General features: G+C 65.2%; 20 protein-coding genes and 1 pseudogene. 10 read left to right on the top strand and 11 right to left on the bottom strand.

What is annotated here, in order from left to right; genetic code table 11:
* The first annotated feature begins 80 nt into the window (after positions 1-80).
* From ACT3UF_RS00935 to ACT3UF_RS00920, 4 genes are read left to right on the top strand one after another with little or no spacing between them, the layout of a single operon-like run.
* The gene (locus ACT3UF_RS00935) at positions 81-1,652 is read left to right on the top strand and encodes a type I restriction-modification system subunit M (protein WP_444599877.1); all 1,572 of its coding nucleotides are present in this window, start codon (positions 81-83) and stop codon (positions 1,650-1,652) included.
* Positions 1,649-2,575 (top strand): restriction endonuclease, encoded by a 927-nt coding sequence (locus ACT3UF_RS00930; RefSeq protein ID WP_264154852.1) that lies wholly within the window; start codon positions 1,649-1,651, stop codon positions 2,573-2,575. The genes ACT3UF_RS00935 and ACT3UF_RS00930 overlap by 4 nt, the downstream gene beginning before the upstream one ends.
* Positions 2,572-3,756: a restriction endonuclease subunit S gene (locus tag ACT3UF_RS00925; RefSeq protein ID WP_444607962.1), complete on the top strand. Its 1,185-nt coding sequence runs from the start codon at positions 2,572-2,574 to the stop codon at positions 3,754-3,756. Before ACT3UF_RS00930 ends, ACT3UF_RS00925 begins: the two co-directional genes overlap by 4 nt.
* Complete coding sequence (locus ACT3UF_RS00920; protein ID WP_444607961.1) at positions 3,753-6,905, top strand: type I restriction endonuclease subunit R; 3,153 nt, start codon at positions 3,753-3,755, stop codon at positions 6,903-6,905. Before ACT3UF_RS00925 ends, ACT3UF_RS00920 begins: the two co-directional genes overlap by 4 nt.
* A 144-nt stretch (positions 6,906-7,049) precedes the next feature.
* On the opposite strand, the gene ACT3UF_RS00915 is transcribed toward ACT3UF_RS00920, so the two are convergent.
* Both ACT3UF_RS00915 and ACT3UF_RS00910 read right to left on the bottom strand, forming a co-directional pair.
* Complete coding sequence (locus ACT3UF_RS00915) at positions 7,050-8,462, bottom strand: IS1380 family transposase (RefSeq protein WP_444502887.1); 1,413 nt, start codon at positions 8,460-8,462, stop codon at positions 7,050-7,052.
* Between the two features lie 613 nt (positions 8,463-9,075).
* Positions 9,076-9,486 (bottom strand): VOC family protein, encoded by a 411-nt coding sequence (locus ACT3UF_RS00910; protein WP_444599899.1) that lies wholly within the window; start codon positions 9,484-9,486, stop codon positions 9,076-9,078.
* Between the two features lie 111 nt (positions 9,487-9,597).
* On the opposite strand from ACT3UF_RS00910, the gene ACT3UF_RS00905 reads away from it, so the two are divergent.
* Positions 9,598-10,584: a helix-turn-helix transcriptional regulator gene (locus ACT3UF_RS00905; protein ID WP_444607960.1), complete on the top strand. Its 987-nt coding sequence runs from the start codon at positions 9,598-9,600 to the stop codon at positions 10,582-10,584.
* Between the two features lie 231 nt (positions 10,585-10,815).
* Here ACT3UF_RS00905 and ACT3UF_RS00900 read toward each other — a convergent pair whose 3' ends face one another.
* Both ACT3UF_RS00900 and ACT3UF_RS00895 read right to left on the bottom strand, forming a co-directional pair.
* Positions 10,816-11,043 (bottom strand): tautomerase family protein, encoded by a 228-nt coding sequence (locus ACT3UF_RS00900; RefSeq protein ID WP_442332521.1) that lies wholly within the window; start codon positions 11,041-11,043, stop codon positions 10,816-10,818.
* A 181-nt stretch (positions 11,044-11,224) separates the two neighbouring features.
* Positions 11,225-11,392: pseudogene (locus tag ACT3UF_RS00895) on the bottom strand (helix-turn-helix transcriptional regulator); the annotation flags it as partial.
* 188 nt (positions 11,393-11,580) lie between these two features.
* On the opposite strand from ACT3UF_RS00895, the gene istA reads away from it, so the two are divergent.
* Together istA and istB are read left to right on the top strand one after the other, a co-directional pair.
* Entirely contained in the window at positions 11,581-13,158 is a 1,578-nt protein-coding gene (istA, locus tag ACT3UF_RS00890) for an IS21 family transposase (protein WP_444607959.1), read from the top strand.
* Positions 13,155-13,937 (top strand): IS21-like element helper ATPase IstB, encoded by a 783-nt coding sequence (istB, locus tag ACT3UF_RS00885; RefSeq protein ID WP_193119620.1) that lies wholly within the window; start codon positions 13,155-13,157, stop codon positions 13,935-13,937. The genes istA and istB overlap by 4 nt, the downstream gene beginning before the upstream one ends.
* Before the next feature lie 59 nt (positions 13,938-13,996).
* Here the strand turns inward: istB and ACT3UF_RS00880 are convergent, their stop codons facing one another.
* From ACT3UF_RS00880 to ACT3UF_RS00865, 4 genes are all read right to left on the bottom strand, one after another.
* Positions 13,997-14,932, bottom strand: coding sequence for an alpha/beta fold hydrolase (locus ACT3UF_RS00880; protein WP_444607958.1), 936 nt, complete (start codon positions 14,930-14,932; stop codon positions 13,997-13,999).
* A 172-nt stretch (positions 14,933-15,104) separates the two neighbouring features.
* Positions 15,105-15,872: an SCO1664 family protein gene (locus ACT3UF_RS00875; protein WP_442332519.1), complete on the bottom strand. Its 768-nt coding sequence runs from the start codon at positions 15,870-15,872 to the stop codon at positions 15,105-15,107.
* Positions 15,872-16,435, bottom strand: coding sequence for a DUF3090 domain-containing protein (locus ACT3UF_RS00870; protein ID WP_442332518.1), 564 nt, complete (start codon positions 16,433-16,435; stop codon positions 15,872-15,874). The genes ACT3UF_RS00875 and ACT3UF_RS00870 overlap by 1 nt, the downstream gene beginning before the upstream one ends.
* Positions 16,436-16,459: 24 nt before the next feature.
* A complete protein-coding gene (locus ACT3UF_RS00865) occupies positions 16,460-17,152 on the bottom strand; it encodes a histidine phosphatase family protein (protein ID WP_442332517.1) in 693 nt (230 codons plus the stop codon).
* A gap of 319 nt (positions 17,153-17,471) precedes the next feature.
* Here ACT3UF_RS00865 and ACT3UF_RS00860 point away from each other — a divergent pair, with 319 nt between their 5' ends.
* Complete coding sequence (locus ACT3UF_RS00860; protein ID WP_444502734.1) at positions 17,472-17,843, top strand: zinc ribbon domain-containing protein YjdM; 372 nt, start codon at positions 17,472-17,474, stop codon at positions 17,841-17,843.
* 8 nt (positions 17,844-17,851) lie between these two features.
* On the opposite strand, the gene ACT3UF_RS00855 is transcribed toward ACT3UF_RS00860, so the two are convergent.
* Positions 17,852-18,643: an SDR family oxidoreductase gene (locus tag ACT3UF_RS00855; RefSeq protein WP_444502733.1), complete on the bottom strand. Its 792-nt coding sequence runs from the start codon at positions 18,641-18,643 to the stop codon at positions 17,852-17,854.
* 197 nt (positions 18,644-18,840) lie between these two features.
* On the opposite strand from ACT3UF_RS00855, the gene ACT3UF_RS00850 reads away from it, so the two are divergent.
* Positions 18,841-19,131 carry a putative quinol monooxygenase gene (locus ACT3UF_RS00850; RefSeq protein WP_442332514.1) on the top strand — a complete coding sequence of 97 codons (291 nt, stop codon included), beginning with the start codon at positions 18,841-18,843 and terminating at the stop codon, positions 19,129-19,131.
* Between the two features lie 92 nt (positions 19,132-19,223).
* Here ACT3UF_RS00850 and ACT3UF_RS00845 read toward each other — a convergent pair whose 3' ends face one another.
* Both ACT3UF_RS00845 and ACT3UF_RS00840 read right to left on the bottom strand, forming a co-directional pair.
* Positions 19,224-20,000 (bottom strand): ABC transporter permease, encoded by a 777-nt coding sequence (locus ACT3UF_RS00845; RefSeq protein WP_444607957.1) that lies wholly within the window; start codon positions 19,998-20,000, stop codon positions 19,224-19,226.
* Positions 19,993-20,886 (bottom strand): ATP-binding cassette domain-containing protein, encoded by an 894-nt coding sequence (locus ACT3UF_RS00840; RefSeq protein WP_442332512.1) that lies wholly within the window; start codon positions 20,884-20,886, stop codon positions 19,993-19,995. Before ACT3UF_RS00840 ends, ACT3UF_RS00845 begins: the two co-directional genes overlap by 8 nt.
* On the opposite strand from ACT3UF_RS00840, the gene ACT3UF_RS00835 reads away from it, so the two are divergent.
* The gene (locus ACT3UF_RS00835; RefSeq protein ID WP_442332511.1) at positions 20,863-21,408 is read left to right on the top strand and encodes a TetR/AcrR family transcriptional regulator; all 546 of its coding nucleotides are present in this window, start codon (positions 20,863-20,865) and stop codon (positions 21,406-21,408) included. The two genes, ACT3UF_RS00840 and ACT3UF_RS00835, sit on opposite strands and share 24 nt — an antisense overlap.
* Positions 21,409-21,450: the final 42 nt, after the last annotated feature.

Below are 21,450 nucleotides of genomic sequence, written 5' to 3'. Positions count from 1 at the left end.
CGAGTGTCAGTGGCACCCGATATCGTGAGAGCAAATACCCCAGCACCGTGATTGCGCAGTGGCGCGGAGGAGACAAACCTATGGCACCGACCACCAAAGAGGCGCAGCGTGCCGAGCTGCATAGGACCATCTGGCGCATCGCGAACGACCTTCGAGGCAGCGTCGACGGGTGGGACTTCAAATCGTACGTGCTGGGGATGCTCTTCTACCGGTTCATTTCTGAGAATCTCACGGCGTACCTCAACAAGCACGAGCATGATGCGGGCGATGCGTTGTTCGACTACCGGCTGACGGCGGACTCTGACGCGGAGTTCGCGCGCGACGAGGTTGTCGCGGAGAAAGGGTTCTATATCCTGCCGTCCGATCTGTTCGCCAACGTGCGGGAGCGTGCGGCGCGGGACGAGAACCTCAACGAGACGCTCGAGCGCGTCTTCAAGAACATCGAGGCGTCGGCGCTGGGTACGGACAGTGAGGACGACATCAAGGGTCTGTTTGACGACCTGGATGTCAACAGCAACAAGCTCGGCTCGACGGTTGCCAAGCGCAATCAGAAGCTGGTGAAGCTGCTCGACGCGATCGGTGACCTGCCGCTGGGGCGGTGGGAAGACAACTCGATCGACCTGTTCGGCGACGCCTACGAGTACCTGATGCAGATGTACGCCGCCAACGCCGGCAAGTCCGGTGGCGAGTACTACACGCCGCAGGAAGTCTCCGAACTGCTGGCCCGCATCACGGTGGTCGGCAAGACACAGGTCAACAAGGTCTACGATCCGGCCGTCGGATCGGGATCGCTGCTGCTGAAATTCGACAAGGTGCTCGGCAAGAACAACGTCCGCCAGGGCTTCTACGGCCAGGAGATCAACCTGACCACGTACAACCTCGCACGGATCAACATGTTCCTGCACGACGTCAACTACGCCGACTTCAACCTCGCCCACGGCGACACCCTCGTCGATCCCCAGCACTGGGACGACGAGCCGTTCGAGGCGATCGTCTCCAACCCGCCCTACTCGATCAAGTGGGAGGGCGACGCCAACCCACTGCTCATCAACGACGAGCGGTTCGCGCCGGCCGGTGTCCTCGCGCCGAAGTCGAAGGCCGACCTCGCGTTCACGATGCACATGCTCAGCTGGTTGGCGGTGAACGGCACGGCAGCGATCGTCGAGTTCCCTGGAGTGCTGTACCGCGGGGGAGCGGAGAGGAAGATTCGGCAGTACCTCGTTGACAACAACTACATCGATACCGTGATCCAGTTGCCGCCGGACCTGTTCTTCGGCACGACGATCGCGACCTGCATCCTCGTGCTGAAGAAGTCGAAGAAGACCAGCGACGTGCTGTTCATTGACGCGTCAGCCGAGTTCAAGCGCGTTGGCAACAAGAACAAGCTGCTCGATAAGCACCAGGCGAGGATCCTCGAGGCGTTCACGACGCGCGAGCCCGAGGACTACTTCACCACCGTCGTGAGCAACGAGGACATCGCCACCAACGACTACAACATCGCCGTGTCGTCGTATGTAGAGGCCGAGGATACCCGCGAGGAAGTCGACATCGTCGAGCTGAACGCCGAGATCGCGCGCATCGTCGCGCGCCAGGCAGAGCTTCGTAAAGCGATCGATGAGATCGTGGTGGATCTGGAAGGTGCGCGGTCATGACGGACATGCCCAACTGGGAAGGCTTCATGATCCCGACGCTCAAGGTGATGAGCGATGGCATCATCCGCCACTGGCGCGAGTTTCAGCCTCTCGTAGCTGATCAGGCGCAGCTCACCGATGAGCAGAAGAAGGAGATGCTTCCGTCCGGGAGCGCGCTCAAGTATGAGAACCGCATCGGCTGGGGCGTCTCGTTCCTGACGAACGTCGGCGCGCTCAGGCGTCCGAAACGCGGTCACTACCAGATCACCGATGCCGGCAAGCAGCTCATCGAGCTGTTTCCGAACGGTGCCAAGGAACGTGACATCAAGGCGCTCGGTGCGGATCCCAGCTCGCCCATCCGCGAGTACGTGGCGACCACGACCCGCAAGACGAACGAGTCTACAAAGACCGCTCCGACCGAAGAGTCGTCGATGACTCCTACCGAGCAGGTGCAGAGCGGCATCGAGCGCATCCACGACGAGATCGCGGTCGAGCTGCTCACTCGGCTGCAGGACAAAGACCCAGGCTTCTTCGAGCAGGCGGTTGTCGATCTCCTGCTGTCAATGGGCTACGGCGGCACCACCGGGGCCGGCAGCGTCACCCAGCTCAGCAACGACGGAGGCATAGACGGTGTTATCGACCAGGACATCCTCGGCCTCAATCGCGTGTACATCCAGGCCAAGCGTTACCAAGACGGCAACGCTGTCGGACGCCCCGACCTCCAGGCGTTCGTTGGAGCACTCAGCGGTAAAGCCGACAGTGGCGTCTTCATCACGACCAGCCGCTTCTCCGACGGCGCACGCACCTACGCCGAGAACGTGCCGACCCGCATCATCCTGATCGACGGCACACGCCTGACGAGCCTGATGATCCGCTACGGCGTTGGCGTGCAGGTGAAAGAGACCTATAAGGTCGTCGAGATCGATGAGGACTTCTTCGCATGAGCCGCATCGATGACCTGATTCAGGAGCTGTGCCCGAGCGGAGTGGAGTACAAACAGCTTGGCGATGTCGGCAGGGTCGTGCGGGGGAAGCGTTTCGTCAAAGACGACATGATCGACGCGGGTGTCCCGTGCGTTCACTATGGTGAGATATATACCAAGTACGGCATTTCTGCAGTTCAGAGCATCTCCTACGTATCGCACGAACGTGCACGCACACTTCGCTTCGCGCAGCAGGGCGACGTAATCATGGCATCAGCTGGCGAGACGATCGAAGACATTGGAAAGTCTGTCGCATGGCTGGGGAGTGAACCCATCGCGATCCATGATGCGTGCTATGCGTTCTCGAGCTCGATGGACCCCAAGTTTGTATCGTACTTTTTCGCTTCCCGCTTGTTTCGAGACCAGATTCGGCGAAGTATCTCCTCCTCAAAGATCTCGTCGATCTCGACGCAGAACGTTGCGAAGGCACGCATCCCGGTGCCACCACTCGAGGTGCAGCGCGAGATCGTGCGAGTGTTGGATAAGTTCACTCAGCTGGAAGCGGAGCTGGAAGCGGAGCTGGAAGCGGAGCTGGAAGCGCGGCGCGCCCAGCACGAGCACTATCGGCACGCCGCGCTCACGTTTGGCTCAAATGTGGCGATCAGTAAACTTGGCGATCTCGCGAAAAACCTTGACAATCGTCGCAGGCCAGTAACCCGCGACGCACGTGTACCCGGTGAAATTCCCTATTACGGCGCGTCCGGAATTGTCGACTACGTGAGTGAGCACATCTTCGATGGGGACTACCTGCTGGTGTCGGAGGATGGGGCGAATCTACTCGCGCGCTCGACCCCGATCGCGTTCTCGGTCTCAGGCAAAACTTGGGTGAATAACCATGCCCACGTTTTGGAGTTCCCCACGTACGCCGAGCGACGCTTCGTCGAGTTCTATTTGAATTCGATCGATCTTGCCCCGTACATATCTGGCGCGGCGCAGCCGAAACTAAATAAGGCAAATCTCAATAAGATTCCGATTCCGAATCCACCGATGACTGTGAAGGAGCAGATCGTCGAAGTGCTCGATAAGTTTGACGCGCTCGTCAGCGACATCAACATCGGCCTCCCTGCCGAACTCGATGCTCGTCGCAAGCAGTACGAGCACTATCGTGACCGGCTTCTGACGTTCAAGGAACTGACGGCATGAGCGATGCGCCGGCGCGTACGTACGATCCGATCGCTGTCTCGTCGGAGAGCACGGTTGTCGCTGAGTTCGTTCATGATCCGTCGCAGGCTGATGTCTATCAGTCGGAGTCCGCGCTCGAGAAAGAGATGATCCGCCTCCTCCAGGCGCAGGCATACGACTACCTGCCGATCACCTCCGAGGCGGAACTGGTCGCGAACGTGCGCGTGCAGCTCGAGAAGGTCAACAGGATCACCTTTTCGGATGCCGAATGGGAGCAGTTCTTTACGACGAAGATCGCAGGTGCTAACGACGGCATCGTCGAAAAGACCGTGCATGTGCAGGAAGATCACGTCCAGCTCCTCAGACGCGACGATGGGACGACGAAGAACATCACGCTGATCGACAAGACGAATATCCACAACAATCGGCTACAGGTCATCAACCAGTACGAGATCGGCCGCGGCGAGGGCGACGCTGGCGAGGGCGGTGCGAAGTACGCCAACCGCTACGACGTGACCGTGCTCGTCAACGGGCTGCCGATGGTGCACATCGAGCTGAAGCGTCGCGGCGTGGACATCCGGGAGGCCTTCAACCAGATCAGTCGTTATCAGCGCGACAGCTTTTGGGCGGGCTCGGGCCTGTTCGAGTATGTGCAGCTGTTCGTGATCAGCAACGGCACGCTCACGAAGTACTACTCCAACAGCACTCGCAACAGGCACCTGGCCGAGCAGAAGAAGTGTGGTGGCGTTGGCAAGGGCAGGAAGACGAGCAACTCGTTCGAGTTCACCAGCTGGTGGGCCGATGCGAACAACAAGCCGATCACCGAGCTGACGGCGTTCGTGAAGACGTTCTTCGCGAAGCACGCACTGTTGAACATCCTCACGAAGTACTGCGTGCTCACCGCGGATCGGGACCTGCTGGTGATGCGGCCGTACCAGATTGTCGCGACCGAGCGGATCCTGCAGAGGATCCGGATCTCGACGAACTACAAGACGCTCGGCACACTCGATGCAGGAGGATACGTCTGGCACACTACTGGTTCGGGTAAGACGCTCACTTCGTTCAAGGCGGCGCAGCTCGCGTCGAAGATGCCGAGTGTGGACAAGGTGCTGTTCGTCGTGGATCGCAAGGACCTCGATTACCAGACGATGCGCGAGTATGACCGGTTCGAGAAGGGCGCGGCGAACTCGAATGCGTCGACGGCGATCCTGAAGAAGCAGCTTGAGGACGCCGGTGCGCGGATCATCATCACGACGATCCAGAAGCTGTCGACGTTCATCAAGGCGAACAAGGGCCACGAAGTCTTCTCTGGCCACGTGGTGATCATCTTCGATGAGTGCCACCGGTCGCAGTTCGGCGACATGCACACCGACATCACGCGCGCGTTCAAGCGGTACAACCTGTTCGGTTTCACCGGCACGCCGATCTTCGCCGCGAACGCCGGCAGCGGTGGCAACCCTCGGCTGCGCACGACCGAGCAGGCCTTCGGCGACAAGCTCCACACGTACACGATTGTCGACGCCATCACAGACAAGAACGTGCTGCCGTTCCGGATCGACTACATCAACACCATCAAGGTCGGGAACCCCGACGACTCACAGGTGTCAGCGATCGACCGTGAGCGAGCTCTCATGGATGCGCGTCGGATCCGCGATGTCGTGGCCTACACCCTGGAGCACTTCGATCAGAAGACGAAGCGCTCATCGAGCTACGAACACGCGGTCGTGACGAACGTCGCCGACTCAGTGCGGGGCCGGCGTCAGGCGGAGGCACTCAAGGAGCGGAAACGAGTGCGCGGATTCAACGCGCTGTTCGCGACCGCGTCGATCGATGCCGCACGCCGCTACTACAACCAGTTCCAGCTGCAGATGGAGCAGCTGCCACCGGACAAGCGGCTGAAGATCGGGCTGATTTTCAGTTACGGTGCGAACGAGGCCGAAGCCGACGGAATCCTCGATGATGAAGCGTTCGACACTGATGCGCTCGACCTTGACACGCGCTCGTTCCTGGAAGACGCGATCCAGGACTACAACGACATGTTCGGGACCAGCTACGACACGAGCGCCGACCGGTTCCAGAACTACTACAAGGACCTGTCGCAGCGGATGAAAAACCGCGAGATCGACCTGGTCATCGTGGTGAACATGTTCCTCACCGGCTTCGACGCGACGACGCTGAATACACTGTTCGTCGACAAGAACCTGCGCGCCCACGGCCTGATCCAGGCATACTCGCGCACGAACCGCATCCTCAACTCGGTGAAGACCTACGGCAACATCGTCGCCTTCCGCGACCTCGAGGAAGAGACCAACGCGGCGTTGGAACTGTTCGGCAATAAGGATGCCCGCGGCGTCGTCCTGTTGAAACCGTACGGCGACTACTACGGCGAGTACGTCGACAAGGTCACCGAACTGCTCACGCGCTTCCCGATCGGGCAGCAGATCGTGGGGGAGCAGGCGCAGAAGTACTTCATCCAGCTGTTCGGTGCGATCCTGCGGCTGCAGAACATCCTCACGTCCTTCGACGACTTCGACGGCAACGACCCACTCACCGAGCGACAGCGGCAGGATTACACCAGCATCTACCTGCGCCTGCGCGACGAGTACACGCGCGATCGCGACGGCGACAGGGAGGTCATCAATGACGACGTCGTGTTCGAGATCGAGCTCGTCAAGCAGGTCGAGATCAACGTCGACTACATTCTCATGCTCGTCGAGAAGCTCCGCGCCGAGGAGGGCGACGGCGACGACAAGGAGATCCGCGCTGAGATCACCCGCGCCGTCGACGCGAGCCCGACCCTGCGCAGCAAGCGCGACCTCGTCGAGGACTTCGTCGAGTCGGTGTCGCTGCAGGGCGCGGTCGATGAGCAGTGGCAGGCGTACATGGCCGCGAAGCGAGAGGCCGAGCTTCAAGAGCTCATCGAAACGCACAAGCTCAAGCTGGAGCAGGCGCGGTCGTTCGTGGATGCCGCGTTCCGGGACGGCCAGCTGCGCACAGCGGGCACCGAGATCACCCGCATCCTGCCACCCGTGTCGCGGTTCAACCGCGAGTCCAACCATGGCGACAAGAAGAAGCGGGTCATCGAAGCCCTGTCCAGGTTCTTCGAGCGGTTCCGCGGACTTGCCTCGGGGGATGAAGAGTCTAGCCTCGATGTTTCATCGGGTTGGTGAGCGGGGGCGTTCGGCGTCGTTGCCGGCGTTCAGCTGCTGATTCTGGCATGCGGGCGTGACAGGTCGGCGCAGTGTCCGTTGCGGGCGGTCGGGTTCCACTCCCGAGAAGGTGCTGGGGGTCGTAGGGACGGGTGGGCTCGCTACTCAGTTCTGCGCGACGGCGGTGCGGAGCCGGTTGACGCCGGTCAGGACCTTCACGGCTTCGGGTGCGTGCTGGGCGAGGTGGAGGACCTTGTGCCGGCAGCGGCGCACCAGGGTCGCAGGGACCTCGAACAACCGCGCGCGAAGCCGTTTGGGCTCCCACTTCCTGGCGTCGTCACTGGTGAAGGCGATGGTCTGCATCCAGGCAACAAGCTCGGAGGCGAGCTGGACGACCTGGCACCAGATCTGGTTCTGCGTGAAGGACTGCAGCGGAAACTTCATCAGGCCCGTGTCTTTGGCGTTGCGGATCCGGTCCTCGCACCGGGCGCGGCGGCGGTGCCGCAGCTCGAGGACGGGCAGCTGTCCGCGTGGGGTGTTGGTCGCGAACGCGGTGATGCGCATCCCCTCGTGATCGGTGATCCGCAGCTGCGCTCCGGGATGGGGACGTTCCTTCCGCACGATCACCCGCATCCCGCCTGGCCAGCCGGAAAGGTCCAGCAGCCCGGTCAGTTCCGCCACGAACGCGCCCTCACGGACCCCGTCATCGTCACTGTCATAGGCGGGAGTCCACGCCTTCGCCTCGTCGAGACGTTCCAGCACGCCAGGAGTGTTTGCGGGGAGGGAGAACCCGACCGAGTAGGCCAGACGCCGCGTGGTCAGCCACTGGATGAAGTCCTTGGTGCCGCCGGCTCCATCGGTGCGGATCAGGATCTTCTTCGAGCCCCGCCCGCCAGAGGAGAGCAGTCCGGACGGCAGCTGGGCGAGAGCCTGACGGGTCACGGCGATGTGGTCGCTGGCCGTGTTCGAGCCTGCGTTGCCGGGCCGGAGGTGGATCGCGAGAGGTTCTCCGGTCCCGGTCTGGCCGTGGTCGAGGAAGGCGCAGAGGGGGTGGTAGCCGAAGCCGCGTTTGAACGTCGGTGCGGCCTGCTCCTTCTCGCTGTGGACATTGATCAGGGTGGCGTCGAGGTCGATGACCAGCGGGTTCTTCGCACTGGTCTTCGCGGCTGGAGAGTGGTCGCCGGCGAAAGTCCAGGCTCGTTCACGCGCGGCCCGGCGGGCCCGAGAGATCGCCTCGATCACGGCGGGTGCGTCCTGGGCGAGCGTGGTGAGCATGCGGGAGATCGTCGGCGTCGAGGCGACGTCGCCGAACAGGCCCGGTTCACACCGCAGCAGGTCAGTGTCGCGGGCGACTTCCCCGCCCACCGCGAGCGTCATGGCGAGATCCAGCAGCACCTTCGACCCGTGATGCTCGGCCAGCGGCTTCGTCCACGGCGTCAACGCTTCCCGCAGTGAAGCGGCCAGGCCGGTGGCGTGGATCGTGTCGGTCAGCAGCACCGCACCGGCGTGCGAGACCGCCGGGACCTCAGCGATGTCCACGCGCGGACGAGGGTAGTAGAACAAGGTAGGGTGGGACACCTGAAAGGTGCTCCTTCCAGCGGATGAATGCGAGTCTCGACAACCCGTATTATCCCTGGCCAGGAGCGCCTTTCGCTATCTGGTCCACCCTCCAAGACCGCGCCCCCGTGAAATCTCGAGGCTAGGGACTGAGGCTAGCAATGAGTGAAATCATGGGCTCATGACCGAGGACAACCCCGATCGCGCGCCGAAGGTCATCCGCTGTGAGCACTGGTCTGAGGAGCTTGGTCGCTTCGGCGGCTGGCACCACCACGAGGGTCCTCACGCGTGCGACTGGGGGAATCACGATGGCGAGTGTCCGTACTGGGTCAGCGTTGGCGGTAGGCCAAACCTCATGTCTCGGTAGATGGAGTCGTGTAGCCATGCCGTCCGGTGGCGCGCCCGCTGGCCCCTCGCGACTCTGCCATGACCCTGGGTGATAGCTTAGTTCCGGGTCATATGGCGGCAAAGGGACAGCCTTAGCACCAAAGGTTCCGCAATCACCGGAACTCGGTGGAGTTCCGCTTCAACGTCTAGTTCGCGCTTCTCTGCAGCGTGGTGTGTTGATCCTGGATGGCGGTTCCCGCAGCCAGAGGCGCGCTCTGTGGCCAATTGGCTGCACATACTCCAGGTTCTAATCCTGGGCCTCGTTCGAGAATCGGTCCTGGGCTGCCTCGCTGATCGGCGTGAAGATGTTGATCAGGTTGCCGTCCGGATCTCTGATGAGGAGCGAACGGTTGCCCCATGGCATATCCGTCGGCTCATTGACGAACACCTCAACGACATTCTGAAGCGCTGTGTAGGTCGCGTCGACGTCGTCGACGAGGAAGTCCAAGGTGACGCTGCGATTCGCACGTGGCTCGGCGACCTGCTCTCCGAGCAACGGCACTGTCGCAGTGCTGGCGATGGCTAGCGTGCCGGATGGTGTGCGAAGCTCGGCGAACATCGGGTGGAGGCGCTCGGCGATGAGTCCGGTGGCTGTTTCGTAGAACGTGACGAGTGCGTCGACGTCGTCGGTGAAGATGCGAGTGGCTGCCAGCTGCATTGCTTTCTCCTCGTTGTAGTAAATGTGCGGCCCGATGTGCCCGGCCGCGGACACGACGGTACTGGTGATACCGGGCGAAAACTGACCGGTATCAGAGGGATGATGGACGGTATGGCCGACACGACCGCGCGAGTGTTGCAGTTGCTTGAGCTGCTGCAATCCGCGCAGCTGCGCACCGGCGCCGAGCTGGCTGATCGCCTCGGTGTCGACGAGCGGACTGTTCGCAGAGATGTGGCGCGACTGTTCGATCTGGGAGTGCCCGTCGAGACGCTGCGAGGGCGTTACGGCGGTTATCGGCTCGCGCCCGGTCAACGCGTCCTCCCGCTCATGTTCAGCTCTGAGGAAGTGGTCGCGGTCTTTTTGGGGCTCGCCCGTACACAGGCGGCTTCACGCGTCCCGGGGATTGCCGCGCAGACTGCCCTGTCCAAGATCAAACGAGCGTTGCCGACCGATGACGCGGAGCGGATCGACGCCCTTCTCGGGGTGATGACGCGGACCTCGCAGGACGGGGGAGTCGCTCCCGACCCTGCTGTGATGTTGACGGTGGCGGAGGCCGTGACTCTTCGACACGTCCTCGACCTGCGTTACGTCGGTGGCAAAGGTGTTCACTCTCGACGCACGGTCCACCCCTATGGTCTGGTCGCGCATTCGGACCGGTGGTATCTCGTCGCGTTAGACACGGACAAGCAGGAGCAACGTGCCTTCCGGGTGGACCGGATTCGATCGGCTCGGTCGATACCTGGAACCTTCGCGCCACCGCAACAGTCCGATATGGAAGGTCGCCTGCTCGCACTCTTCGCCGATGCGGACTATCGATGGCAGGTCGTACTGCGCATTCGAGAGACCGAGGATCACATCAGGGGTCATCTGCCGCAGAGTGTGGCTCGGCTCGAAAGGTTGGACCGTGCTGCGGAGCGGGGTCGGGAGGACGCCCCGCCCTGGCATCGGGCCGTGATCCATGCAGAGAACCTCGACTGGCTACCGTCCGTCATCGCGGCTCTCGACTGCGAGGTGGTGATCGATCGTCCCGAGGAACTCCGAAGCCGGGTGAAGGCTGCAGCGACGCGGATGCTTCACGCAGCCGGGGGCGATCAATGATCACCCGGGAGCGGCTGCGCAGCGCTCTCGCGGCGTCTTGGCCGAAGTCACCGATCCAGCCGAGCCGCTGAACGGAGGATCAGCTCCGAGCCGATGACGATGTTGTCGGACATGCGGGGTGGGCACTGCCATGGTGTCGCCACCGGGCCGAATGACTAGTGCTGTGCACGTCAAGGAGCGCCGTTCGCACGCGGACGGCGCTCCTTTGCAGTCGTTGCACTCAACGGGCGATCAGCCGACGACCGCACCGCGGGCGAGGGTCATCACGTCCTCGGTGGTCAGAGGCTCGCCTGCGATTCCCCAGTCACCGCTGCGTACCTCATCGATCACGCACGAGGTGACGGAGCGCAAACTTTCGCCCTCGATCTGCACCATGGCGTCGGTGAGGTTCCTGATGATCTCGTGCTTCTGCTCTGACGTGAATACGCCCTCGATGACCTTGACGTTGATGTATGGCATGACGTCCTCCTGGAGTGTGCATCTGCGGTGTGTACTACGTGTTTCACGCTAGGCCGATGCCACGGTCGGCGCATCGGTGATAGCCGCCATGCCTGTCGAGTATTTTGGGCGGGAATGTCGGGCACCACCCAGTGCCGCCGGGCTGCGGATACTGCGCCGAGCGGCCTGACGCCCAGAGGATTCACTCATCCAGCGCGCCGCGCTCCAGTTCGGTCAATCGTGCCGCTGCTGCGGCTCTCGCTGACTTGCCCGTGAGCGAGAGCTTCGCATAGACGTTGGAGAGGTGGCGTTCGACGGTCCGGGTGCTCATCGACAGCCGGCTGCTGCACTCGTCGTTGCTCATTCCCTGGGCGACAAGGCGCTGCTAGCGGACATGCCAATCTCCCTGTAGGCGGACACGGATTTCCCTGCTGACGGACAGTTGATCTCCCTGTCTGTGGTCCTGGGATCGGGCCGTGTCGGTCCCGAAATGCGCGTCCCTCCGGGGTTTGCTCGAGGTCTTCTACCACCACGAGCAGGTACCCACCGGAGGGACGCATGAAGAAGTCTGACAGGGAGATCATGGAAATTCTGGAGGCGTTCGACGCCACGGGGTCCGCGCATTCGGCGGCGGGGCTGGCGGGGGTGGATGCGAAGACGGTGCGGCGTTACGTCGCTGCCCGGGATGCGGGGGCGCCGGTGATGGGGCCGGGCCGGCGGCCGCGGATGCTGGATGGGTTCTTGCCGAAGATCGAGGAGTGGGTCGAGCGCAGTAGCGGCAAGGTCCGCGCGGACGTGGTCCATGAACGGCTGGTCGCGCAGGGGTTCACGGGGACGGAGCGAACTACTCGGCGGGCGGTCGCACGAGCCAAGGCGGCGTGGCGGGCCGGGCACCGGCGCACTTACCGGCCGTGGATCACCGAGCCGGGGCTGTGGCTGCAGTTCGACTGGGGTGAGGGTCCGAAGGTGCCCGGCCCGGACGGGACGCCGCGGCGGACGTGGCTGTTCTGCGCGTGGCTGGCCTTCTCGAGGTTCCGGGTGGTGATCCCGGTCTGGGACCAGACCCTGCCCACGCTGATCACGTGCCTGGATGCGACGCTGCACCGCCTGGGCGGGGTCCCGACCTATGTCCTGACCGACAACCCGAGGACCGTCAGCATCGATCACGTGGCCGGGGTCCCGGTGCGGCATCCGCAGATCGTCGAGGTCGGCCGGCACTACGGCATGCAGGTCCATACCTGCGTCCCTTTCGATCCGGAGTCCAAGGGCGGGACCGAGGCGACGGTGAAGATCGCGAAGGCGGATCTGGTGCCCACCGACGCGAACCTCCGCGCCGACTACGCCTCGTTCGCCGAGCTCGAGACCGCCTGCGAGACGTTCACCCACAAGGTCAACGCCCGCAGGCATCGAGAGTCCGCACGGATCCCGGCCGAGGCCCTGGCCGAGGAACGTGCCCGCCTGCACGTGCTGCCGGCGGCTCCTCACACGATGGCGCTGGGCCAGACCCGGTCGGTGGGCACCGATCAGACGGTGCGGTTCGGATCGGTGCGCTACTCCACGCCGCCGGGCCTGGTCGGGGCCGAGGTCTGGGTCCGCGCCGCGGGGATGGAGCTGGTGATCATCGCCGACCTCGACGCCCTACCCACCCTCCCGGACTGGGCCGGGGACCGACGCGGGCTGGTCGAGGTCGCCCGCCATCGCCTCTCCACCCCGGGCACTCCCCGGATCGACCTGGCCCACTATCCCGACCATCCCCAGGACCCGACCGGCGCTCCCCGCGTTCCGCGGCCCCGGGCCCGCACCAGCGCCGAGCGGGACTTCCTCGCCCTGGGAGATGGGGCGAGGGCCTGGCTGATCGAGGCCTCTGCCGCCGGGACAGTGCGGATCCGGGCGAAGATGACCGCCGCGCTCGAGCTGGCCGCCCTGGTCGGCACCGATCAGGTTGATGCCGGACTCGGGATCGCCGCGACCGCCGGACGCTTCGCCGAGGGTGACCTGGCCACCATCGTCGACCACCACTTAAGCGGTGCCGCGGTCGCAGACCTGGTCATCGCTGATGAGACCCACTCCGCCCAGCCCGGCACCACCAGCTGGGCCGGATTCACCACCACCACGAGCATGGAGACCACCCGATGACCGTCACCACGACGATGACTGCCCCGCCGCTGCCCGAGGACCTGACCACGGTCCTGAAGCGCATGCGCATGCCCTACCTCCGTGCTGCCGCCCCGGACGTGCTGGCCACCGCGAAAGCGCAGCGATGGGACCCCACCGAGGTCCTCCGCGTCCTTCTGGCTGAAGAGGTCCGGGGGCGGGACGCGGCCACCAAGGCGATGCGCCGCAAGAGCGCCGGCCTGCCAGCCGGGAAGACCTTCCAGACCTGGCAGGAGACCGCCTCCTCCATCCCCGCCCCGACCCAGTCGGCGCTGGCGACCCTGGAATGGATCCACCGCGCTGAGAACCTCGCCATCAGCGGGCCCTCCGGCACCGGGAAGACCCACTTCGTCGAGGCGATCGCCCACCAGGTGATCGACGCCGACATGCGCGTTGCCTGGTTCACCCTGGAATCGCTGACCACCGCGATCGGACGGGCCAGCGTCGATGGGTCGATCAACAAGGTCATCGCCCGGATCACCCGCGCCGACCTGATCGTCGTTGACGACATCGGCATGCTCCCGGCAGGGCAGGCCGCCGCCGAAGCGTTCTACCGCCTCGTCGACGCTACCTACGAACGGCGGAGCCTGGCCGTGACCAGCAACCTCCACCCCGCCGGGTTCGACACCTTCATGCCCAAGACCCTCGCCACCGCGACCGTCGACCGGCTCCTCCACCACGCCCACGTCCTCACCACCGAGGGCACCTCGATGCGACTGGCCGAGGCCACCGCCGGACGCGGTGTCGTCCCTTTGACCTAACCCCGCAGGGAGATCAACTGACCGCCGACAGGGAGATGAACTGTCCGCGGACAGGGAGATCAAACGTCCGCCCACAGGGAGATCCCGATGTCCCTTGACAGGCGCAGCACCTCGAGTTCACGGCTGGTCAGGCTCGCGCTCGGAGGCTTCACCGGCGCTGCGCCGGCGAACGCAGTCACCTCGTCGATGAACTCGTCCCAGGCCGGCTCATCGGCCAGCAGAATGTGGTTCTTCCCGTGCAGGCTGACGAGCCTGGCACCTGGGATGAGGCCCGCCAGCCGCCGTCCTTCCTCGAAGGGGACAGATCGATCCCCATCCGCGTGCAGGACGAGAGTGGGGGCGGTGACGGCACGGGCGGACGCGCTCACGTCAACATTCGCTCTCCCGATGCTGCTGGCCACAGCCGCCTCCGGCGTCATCGACCGACGTTCGAGGTCGTCGAACCAACGCATCTGCGTCTCGCTCGCGCCGGGAATGAATGACGAGGTGATGACGCGGCGATAGATCGGGTCAGCGCGCCCCCAACCCACTTTGATCATCTGGAGCTCGAGCTCCATCTCCTCAAGAATCGCCGCGCCGGGGTTTCTCGCCACTATGCCTCGACCGTATGCCCCCAACAAGATGAGATGAGTGACCCGTTCCGGGTGGCGCCGCGCGTACTCCACGGCCACAGCGCCGCCCTGCGACATGCCGAACAGAGCGAAGCTGGGGAGCCGCGCAGCGTCCACGACGGCCTCAAGGTCTGCCAGCAGCGCGGCCAGGCTGTAATCGACCGGATTGCGGTCGGAGAGTCCGTTGCCGCGGGCGTCGTAGCGGATGACGCTGAAGCGCTGGCCAAGAGCCAGCAGCCAGTGATTCCACACCGGACTGGACCAGTCGTATTCGAGGTGTGTCAGCCAGGTACCCGCACGCACAAGCGGTGGGCCCTCGCCGTGACGGGACCACGCAATGCTCGTGCCGTCGGCGGAGGTCGTGAACGATATCTCGTTCCTCATGGCCTGACTGTACGCCGCGCTCACTGACCTTGCGCGCTCCGCCGAAGCGCTCGATGAGGGGTCATTCGGCATAAGCCCCAGCGACAGGCTCGCTCCCTCCTCCGGCCTCTCCTCGACACCGGAGGAATCAGGCCCCTGCTCCACCTTCAAATGCGATGAGCCAGTATTTCCCTCAGAACAGCGGCCAAGGTACCGCCGGCATCTCACCGCTCGGAGCCGGAAACCGCCCGGTCAGGCGCAGCCGGTCGCAGCGCGCGGCGAGCGAGGTGATCTCCTCGGGGCTGAGCAAATCGGCCAGGTCTCGGCCCAGCTCGCCGCCGAGACCTTCGCTGACACGATCTATGCCGTCTTCTTCGTCGGCGGTCAGGGCGCCTCCCCGCCATCCCCACAGCACGGTGCGCAGCTTGTGGTCGCGGTGAAAGGTGAGCCCGTGGTCCACGCCATGCCGGTGTCCGTCGGTCAGGGAGAGGACGTGGTCGCCTTTGCGATCGGCGTTGTTGACGATGACGTCGAACACCGCCATGCGTCGCAGCGCCGGCGAGTCCTCGTGGACGAGGGCGATCGTCCGTCCGTCCTCATCGAGTCCCTCAAGGACCTGCTTCCATCCCGACTCCGGCACGTGGTCCGCCGCGATCAGGTCCACGGCGTTCTGGGTGGGGTCATGCTCCTGCCAGAGCTGCACCATTCCTTCGCCCAGCGGACCATTCCGCAGCCAGGTGCGGGGCACGACGCCCCAGCCGAGGGTCTGCGAGACCAGGTAGGCGGCCACCTCTCGGTGGGCCAGCGTTCCCTGGGGAAAATCCCATAGCGGACTTTCGCCGGCTATCGGCTTGTAGACGACTGACACGTCGCTGATGCTGCCCAGAAAAGTGGCGTTCGACGCCGTCGTGATACGGCCGGTGAGAGTGAGCTCGGCAGCCAACGGGTCCGGCGTCGACATCAGCCCTCGGGAAGGGTGCAGGTGTGCCCGTCAGCGTCCACGGGTTCACCGCAGAGCGGGCACAGAGGGCGTCCAGCACTCACGATCTCGCGGGTGCGCTCGGCGAAGGCGCGGGCGGTGCCGACAGGCATTCGCACGAGCAGCCTCTCGGGCTCGTCGGCCCCGTTGTCATGAAGCGATTCGGCGTTGCCAGCGGCCGCGGCATCGTCATCGTCGATGAGAGGCTCCGCCTCGATGATGATCTGGGCCGTGGTCGGGTCCCATGCCAAGCTCATGACCCCTGTGCGGAACTGCTCCTGGACGGCTTCGAGCGGATCATCGTCCTCAAGCTCCACGGGAGTGCCCGTGGGAATGCTGAAGGGGTTGCTCTCGATGGTGATGAGCTGGTCGAGGATCTCGTCGATCTTCTCCGCGAGCAGAGCCGCCTGCTGCTTCTCCAGGGCGATGCTCACGACTTCCTTCCCTGCGCGCACCTGCAGGTAGAAAGTACGCGCCCCCGGAAGTCCGATGGTGCCGATGACGATCCGGTCGGGCCAGGAGAACTCATGAGCACGCGTATGCATGTCAGTACTCTACGACCTCGAGCTTCACGGTGTCGTCTGGCCTGCACCGCCGCCGACCGGCGCATCGCCGGCGTCGACGCCGCTCGACAACCACGACAGATCGCCCGCATCGGTGTTGGTCGCGTAGACACTCGGCCGGCTCGTGCCATAGCGCACGATCGATACGGAAGCGGGGCCGACGTTGAGGCGCTGGAACAGGTCGAGGTGCATGCCGAGCGCGTCAGCGAGGATCGACTTGATGATGTCGCCGTGACTGACTGCCGCCCATACGGCCCCTGGCCCGTGCTCGGACTCGAACGTCGCATCGTGGCGTCGAATCGCTGCCACTGACCGAGCCTGCATCGCGGCCAGGGATTCACCGCCCGGAAAGACGGCGGCGGACGGTTGTGACTGGACCACCGGCCATAGATCCTCGGTCGCCAGATCACTGAGCATGCGGCCCTGCCATCGGCCGTAATCGCACTCGGTGAGCTCGTGGTCGACGGGCGCGTGCGGCGCGCCTGCCTGGCGATCCAGGATGAACTGGGCGGTCTGCTGACAACGCTCAAGAGGGCTCGACACCACCCCGACCAGGGGCACAGGCGCGAGCCGGTCTCCGGTCAGCGCCGCCTGGTCCCGCCCTCTCTGGTCCAGACTGATGCCGGCAGCTCGACCTGCCAGCACTCCAGCGGAATTGGCGGTGGAGCGGCCGTGCCGCACGAGAAGGACTGTGGCCATCCACCCAGCCTAACCACTCAGCCGCGCGCGTCCTGCGCCCATGTGTCTCATAGGAGTGAGCCTCTAGGGTCCTTCAAGACGCCGGGATGAGACTCTCGACCCCAGTCCCATGACGAGGATTCCTCATTCACGGACGCACCTCAGCCGGCATCTGTGACGTGCGAGTGCTCAACGTCCAGCCGTGATGGGAGTCGCGTGGCCCGCACCGGATGCCGCGGAGGCCTGCTTGCCCACGCCCCGATGGGGGATACTGCCAGGCAGAGGCCACTGCGACCGAGGCAATCGCCTGGGTGCTGTCACCGATGGGAGTCCGTGTTCGATGTCTGAGGTCCTGCCCAGCTGCCCGCAGTGCGATGCGGCGTACACCTACGAGTCCGGCCTGCTGCTGGCGTGCCCCATGTGCGGCCACGAATGGGCGGCCGGGACCGCGAAGGATGCTGAAGAGAGCGTGCTAGAAGATGCGCCGCCAGCGATCCGGGACGCCGTCGGCAACGTTCTCGTCGACGGGGACACCGTGACCATCTCCAAGGATCTCAAGGTGAAGGGCGGTGGTGGCGGCGCCATCAAAGTCGGCACCAAGGTGCGCGGGATCCGCCTCATAGAGCCGGTCGACGGGCACGACATCGATGCGACGGTCCCGGGCTTCGGTGCCATGAAGCTCAAGTCGAGCGTGGTCAAGAAGGTCCTCTGAGCCGACGCTCACCCCTGGTCGCGGAGCGCGCGCAGATCGTCGAGCACTCGCTGCGGTTCGTCGTCCAGAGGCATGTCGCGCACGTCCCCGGGGGCGTCGAGACCGTCGGACGGGTCGGCAGGGAGGGCTGCGAACAGGAGCTCCAGATCCTCCGTCGCAGGGCCCTGTTCGGCGACGAGCTCGAACGTCCTGCCGGTGGCCGCCGGCGAGCTGAGCGCGGCGACGAGGACGTGAGCGATCTGCTCGCGGGAGACAGCGCCGTCGCCCGGATCGCCGGCATGGTGGCGGTCGCCCTGGCGGAGCACGAGCCGGTGCTCGTCGGGCCCGTTCTCATCGAACCATCCTGGTCGCACGATCGTGTACGGCTGCCCACTGAAGCGGACGAGGCGCTCCGCGCGGCGCTTCCACTCCGCCGGGTGCAGGGTGTTGTACAGCCCGCTGCGTGCAGTGACGCCCACCGCCGACATCAGCACGATCCGCACGTCGCGTCCGGCCAGGAGCTGGAGCAGGTCACGCACCCCCGCGTAGCTGACCTCCTCGATGGCCTGCTCGGTGGTCTCCACCCCGTGGGTGAAGATCACTGCCTCGGCGCCGTCGACGGCTGCGCGCAACGACTCGGGGCGGGTCACGTCTCCGACCGCCAGCTCAGCGCCTGCGGGAACGATGTGCGAGGCACGCTCCGCATCGCGCACCAGGGCGCGGACCCGGTATCCGTGCGCGAGGGCTTCAGCGACGGTGAGGCGACCGATGCTGCCGGTCGAGCCGACGACGAGGACGGTGGGAGCGGTCGAGCTGGTCATGGAATTCCTTCTGGAGGAGAGGCGGAGGTGATGAGTCCAAGGCCCGGCAGCACCGGAGTATTCCGATTCGTCCGGTCTGTGAACATCAGGGACTGCCGCCGCGACGGAGACGCCGGACTCTCCGAGAGCGAGCAGGGCCGGGGGACAGATCGTGGAGACTGGGTCCTTCCCGCCGTTCGCACGACATCGGAGGCTGCATGAGCTTCATCAGGCTGACCGGAAGACTCCTCTGCGCGGATCGTCATGAGGCGGCTGTCGTCCACCGCTGTCTTCGCCAGCATGTCGACCTCACCCGTGCCGAAGCCGGTTGCCTCCGCTTCGAGGTCGAGCCGACGGACGACCCGCTCGTGTGGACAGTCTCGGAGCTGTTCGTGGATCAGGCGGCCTTCGATTCGCATCAGGCGCGCGTGCGGGCGAGCGAGTGGGGCAGGGCCACGTCAGGGATCGCGCGGGACTATGTCATCGAAGCGGTCACTGACGACCTGTGATGGTGTGGGGTTCGGCGGCACGTACCAGCGGGAGGGTCTCGCACGGCGCGACCGCCAGGTGCTCGACATGGTGGCCCTGGCAGCCCTTCCGCTCACTTCCGCCGTACCAGCGCCCTGGTGGTGACCAGCAGGCCGGCAGCGGTCCACACGGCCAGGATCAGGAGATCGCCCGCATCGGCGGCGAACGCGCTGGACGCGATCCCCGCCCGCATGAGATCTGCTGCGGGCTGGATGGGCAGCACGTGGTGCAGGGACTGGAACCATTCCGGCAGCTGGCTCTCCGGGAACGTGATCGGTGAGAACAGCAGGACGAAGAACACCAGGACCTGGGAGACGAGCTGGGCCAGGGTCGCCGGCAAGGTGACGGCCAGGGCGTAGCCGATCGCAGTGGCCATCGTCGTCGTGAGCAGCGAGGCGAGGATGAGCAGCGGCCAGTCGAACGAGAAGGTCAGGTCGTATCGCAGCCATGCCACGGCGAGCCCGATCGCGACCCCGGGCAGCGCGATGAGGGTCCACACGACGAGGTCGACCACGAGCAGGAGCGGCCGGGGCACCGGCAGGGCACGCTGGTAGTCCAGGGCTCCCGCCGCCCGGGCGCGGGACACGCCCTGCGGGACGATGACCAGCCCGATGGTCAGCAGCAGGATCGTCGGCGCGCCGGAGGAGAGGAACAGTGCGCTCTCCGCGGTGATGTCGGGGATCAGGAACCCGAATCCGAGGATGATCCCGGCGGCCAGCACCGCCTGGATGACGACGATGAGCGGCAGCATCGCACCGATCGACGCCACCGACCAGCGCAGCAGAGTGCGGAAGCTCGCCCAGAGGCTCACGTGGACGGGGCGGACGGGGGAGAGCGTTGCCTCATGCATGAGCTGACTCCTGAACCGTTGCGTCGGCACCCGGGATGGGCGCGGCAGCGGGGTCGGGCTGCGCGGTGAGCGCCAGGTACGCGTCCTCGAGCGTCGTCGGATCCATGGAGAACCCTTCGATCCTGTGTGCGGCGTGCTGTGCGGACGCCCAGGCGACCGCGGTGGCGGCGTCCGCGGCGGGCAGCGTGATCAGCGTGCGGCGCCCGGTCCGGACCCGGCGCAGCGCCGGCAGTCCTGGATCGTGCTCGGACGGATCCGGTGCGTCGGGTGGGATCTGCAGCTCCAGGCGCAGATCGGTGTCCTGCGTCCCGCGTATATGCGCGGGTGACCCGGCGGCGATGAGCCGGCCCCGGTCGAGGATGGCGAGCTCGTCCACGATCCGTTCGGCCTCGACGACGTTGTGCGTAATGAGCAGGACCCCGCTGCCCTGGTCTCCTCGACGGCGCACCGCATCCCACAGCAGTCGGCGCCGGGAGGCATCGATGTCGTTGGTGGGCTCGTCCAGGATGAGCAGCGGGACCGGGGCGGCCACCGCCATGGCGAAACCGGTGAGCCGCCGGATCCCGCCGGACAGGCCGCCGCCCTCGGGCAGCGCCCGTCGGTCCAGCCACGTTCCGATGTCCAGCTCCTCGGCCAGATCGGTGGCGGCCCGGCGCGCGTCGCGTGCCGAGAGCCCACGGAGACGGCCGGCGATCTCGATCGCAGAACGGGGGGTGAGCCCGTCGATCGGGGCCTGTGCCTGGGGCTGCAGGGCGACGTGCCGCCGCGCTTCAGCAGGATGCTGGCACAGCTTCCCGACCCCCTCTCTCGCCGAGATCGGCAGCGGCAGACTCGCGAAGCGCTGATCTTCGCAGCGCGTCGGGTGTTCTCCGAGGACGGCTACCACTCGGCGAGCCTGGAACGGATCGCGCGCGAAGCCGGCTTCTCGAAAGGGGCCGTGTACTCGAACTTCAACGGCAAGCCGGCCCTCTTCCTGGCCATCATGGACCGCAACCTCGAGCTCGCGGAGGTCGACCTGAAGGATCCGTTCGAGACGCCGACCGACCCGGCCTCCACCGGTAGAGGTGCGGGGGAGCGGGAGGGCGTGCCCTCGGGAGCGACGCAGGGCTTCGCCCTCGCGACGCTGGAATTCATCGCCAGCGCGGCCCGCGACGAGGAGCTCGCCCCGCAGCTGCACGAGCGCTTGGGAGCAGTGCTCGACCACTACAACGAGATCGCCCAGAGGGCCCGGGCCGAGGGTGAGACGCTTCCCGCCGCTGAGGTGGGCCGACTGCTGGCGGCGCTCGATCAGGGTACCGGTCTCCTCCTCCTGGCCGGAGGTTTCCTCCCCGATCGTGCGGCGTTCAACGACGGCATGCGCAGGCTGCTCGACCCGGTGCGCGCGGCCGCGATGCGATCCGACGGCTGAGGCGCGTTCGCGACGGCGCGAGAGGACAGTGCCGTCATCCCA

Origin of the sequence: Brachybacterium sp. AOP24-D1-21, from assembly GCF_052378665.1 — a bacterium.
Lineage (GTDB): Bacteria > Actinomycetota > Actinomycetes > Actinomycetales > Dermabacteraceae > Brachybacterium.
The sequence above is the reverse complement of the archived record's forward strand: the minus strand, read 5'-3'. Positions and strand labels throughout refer to the sequence as shown.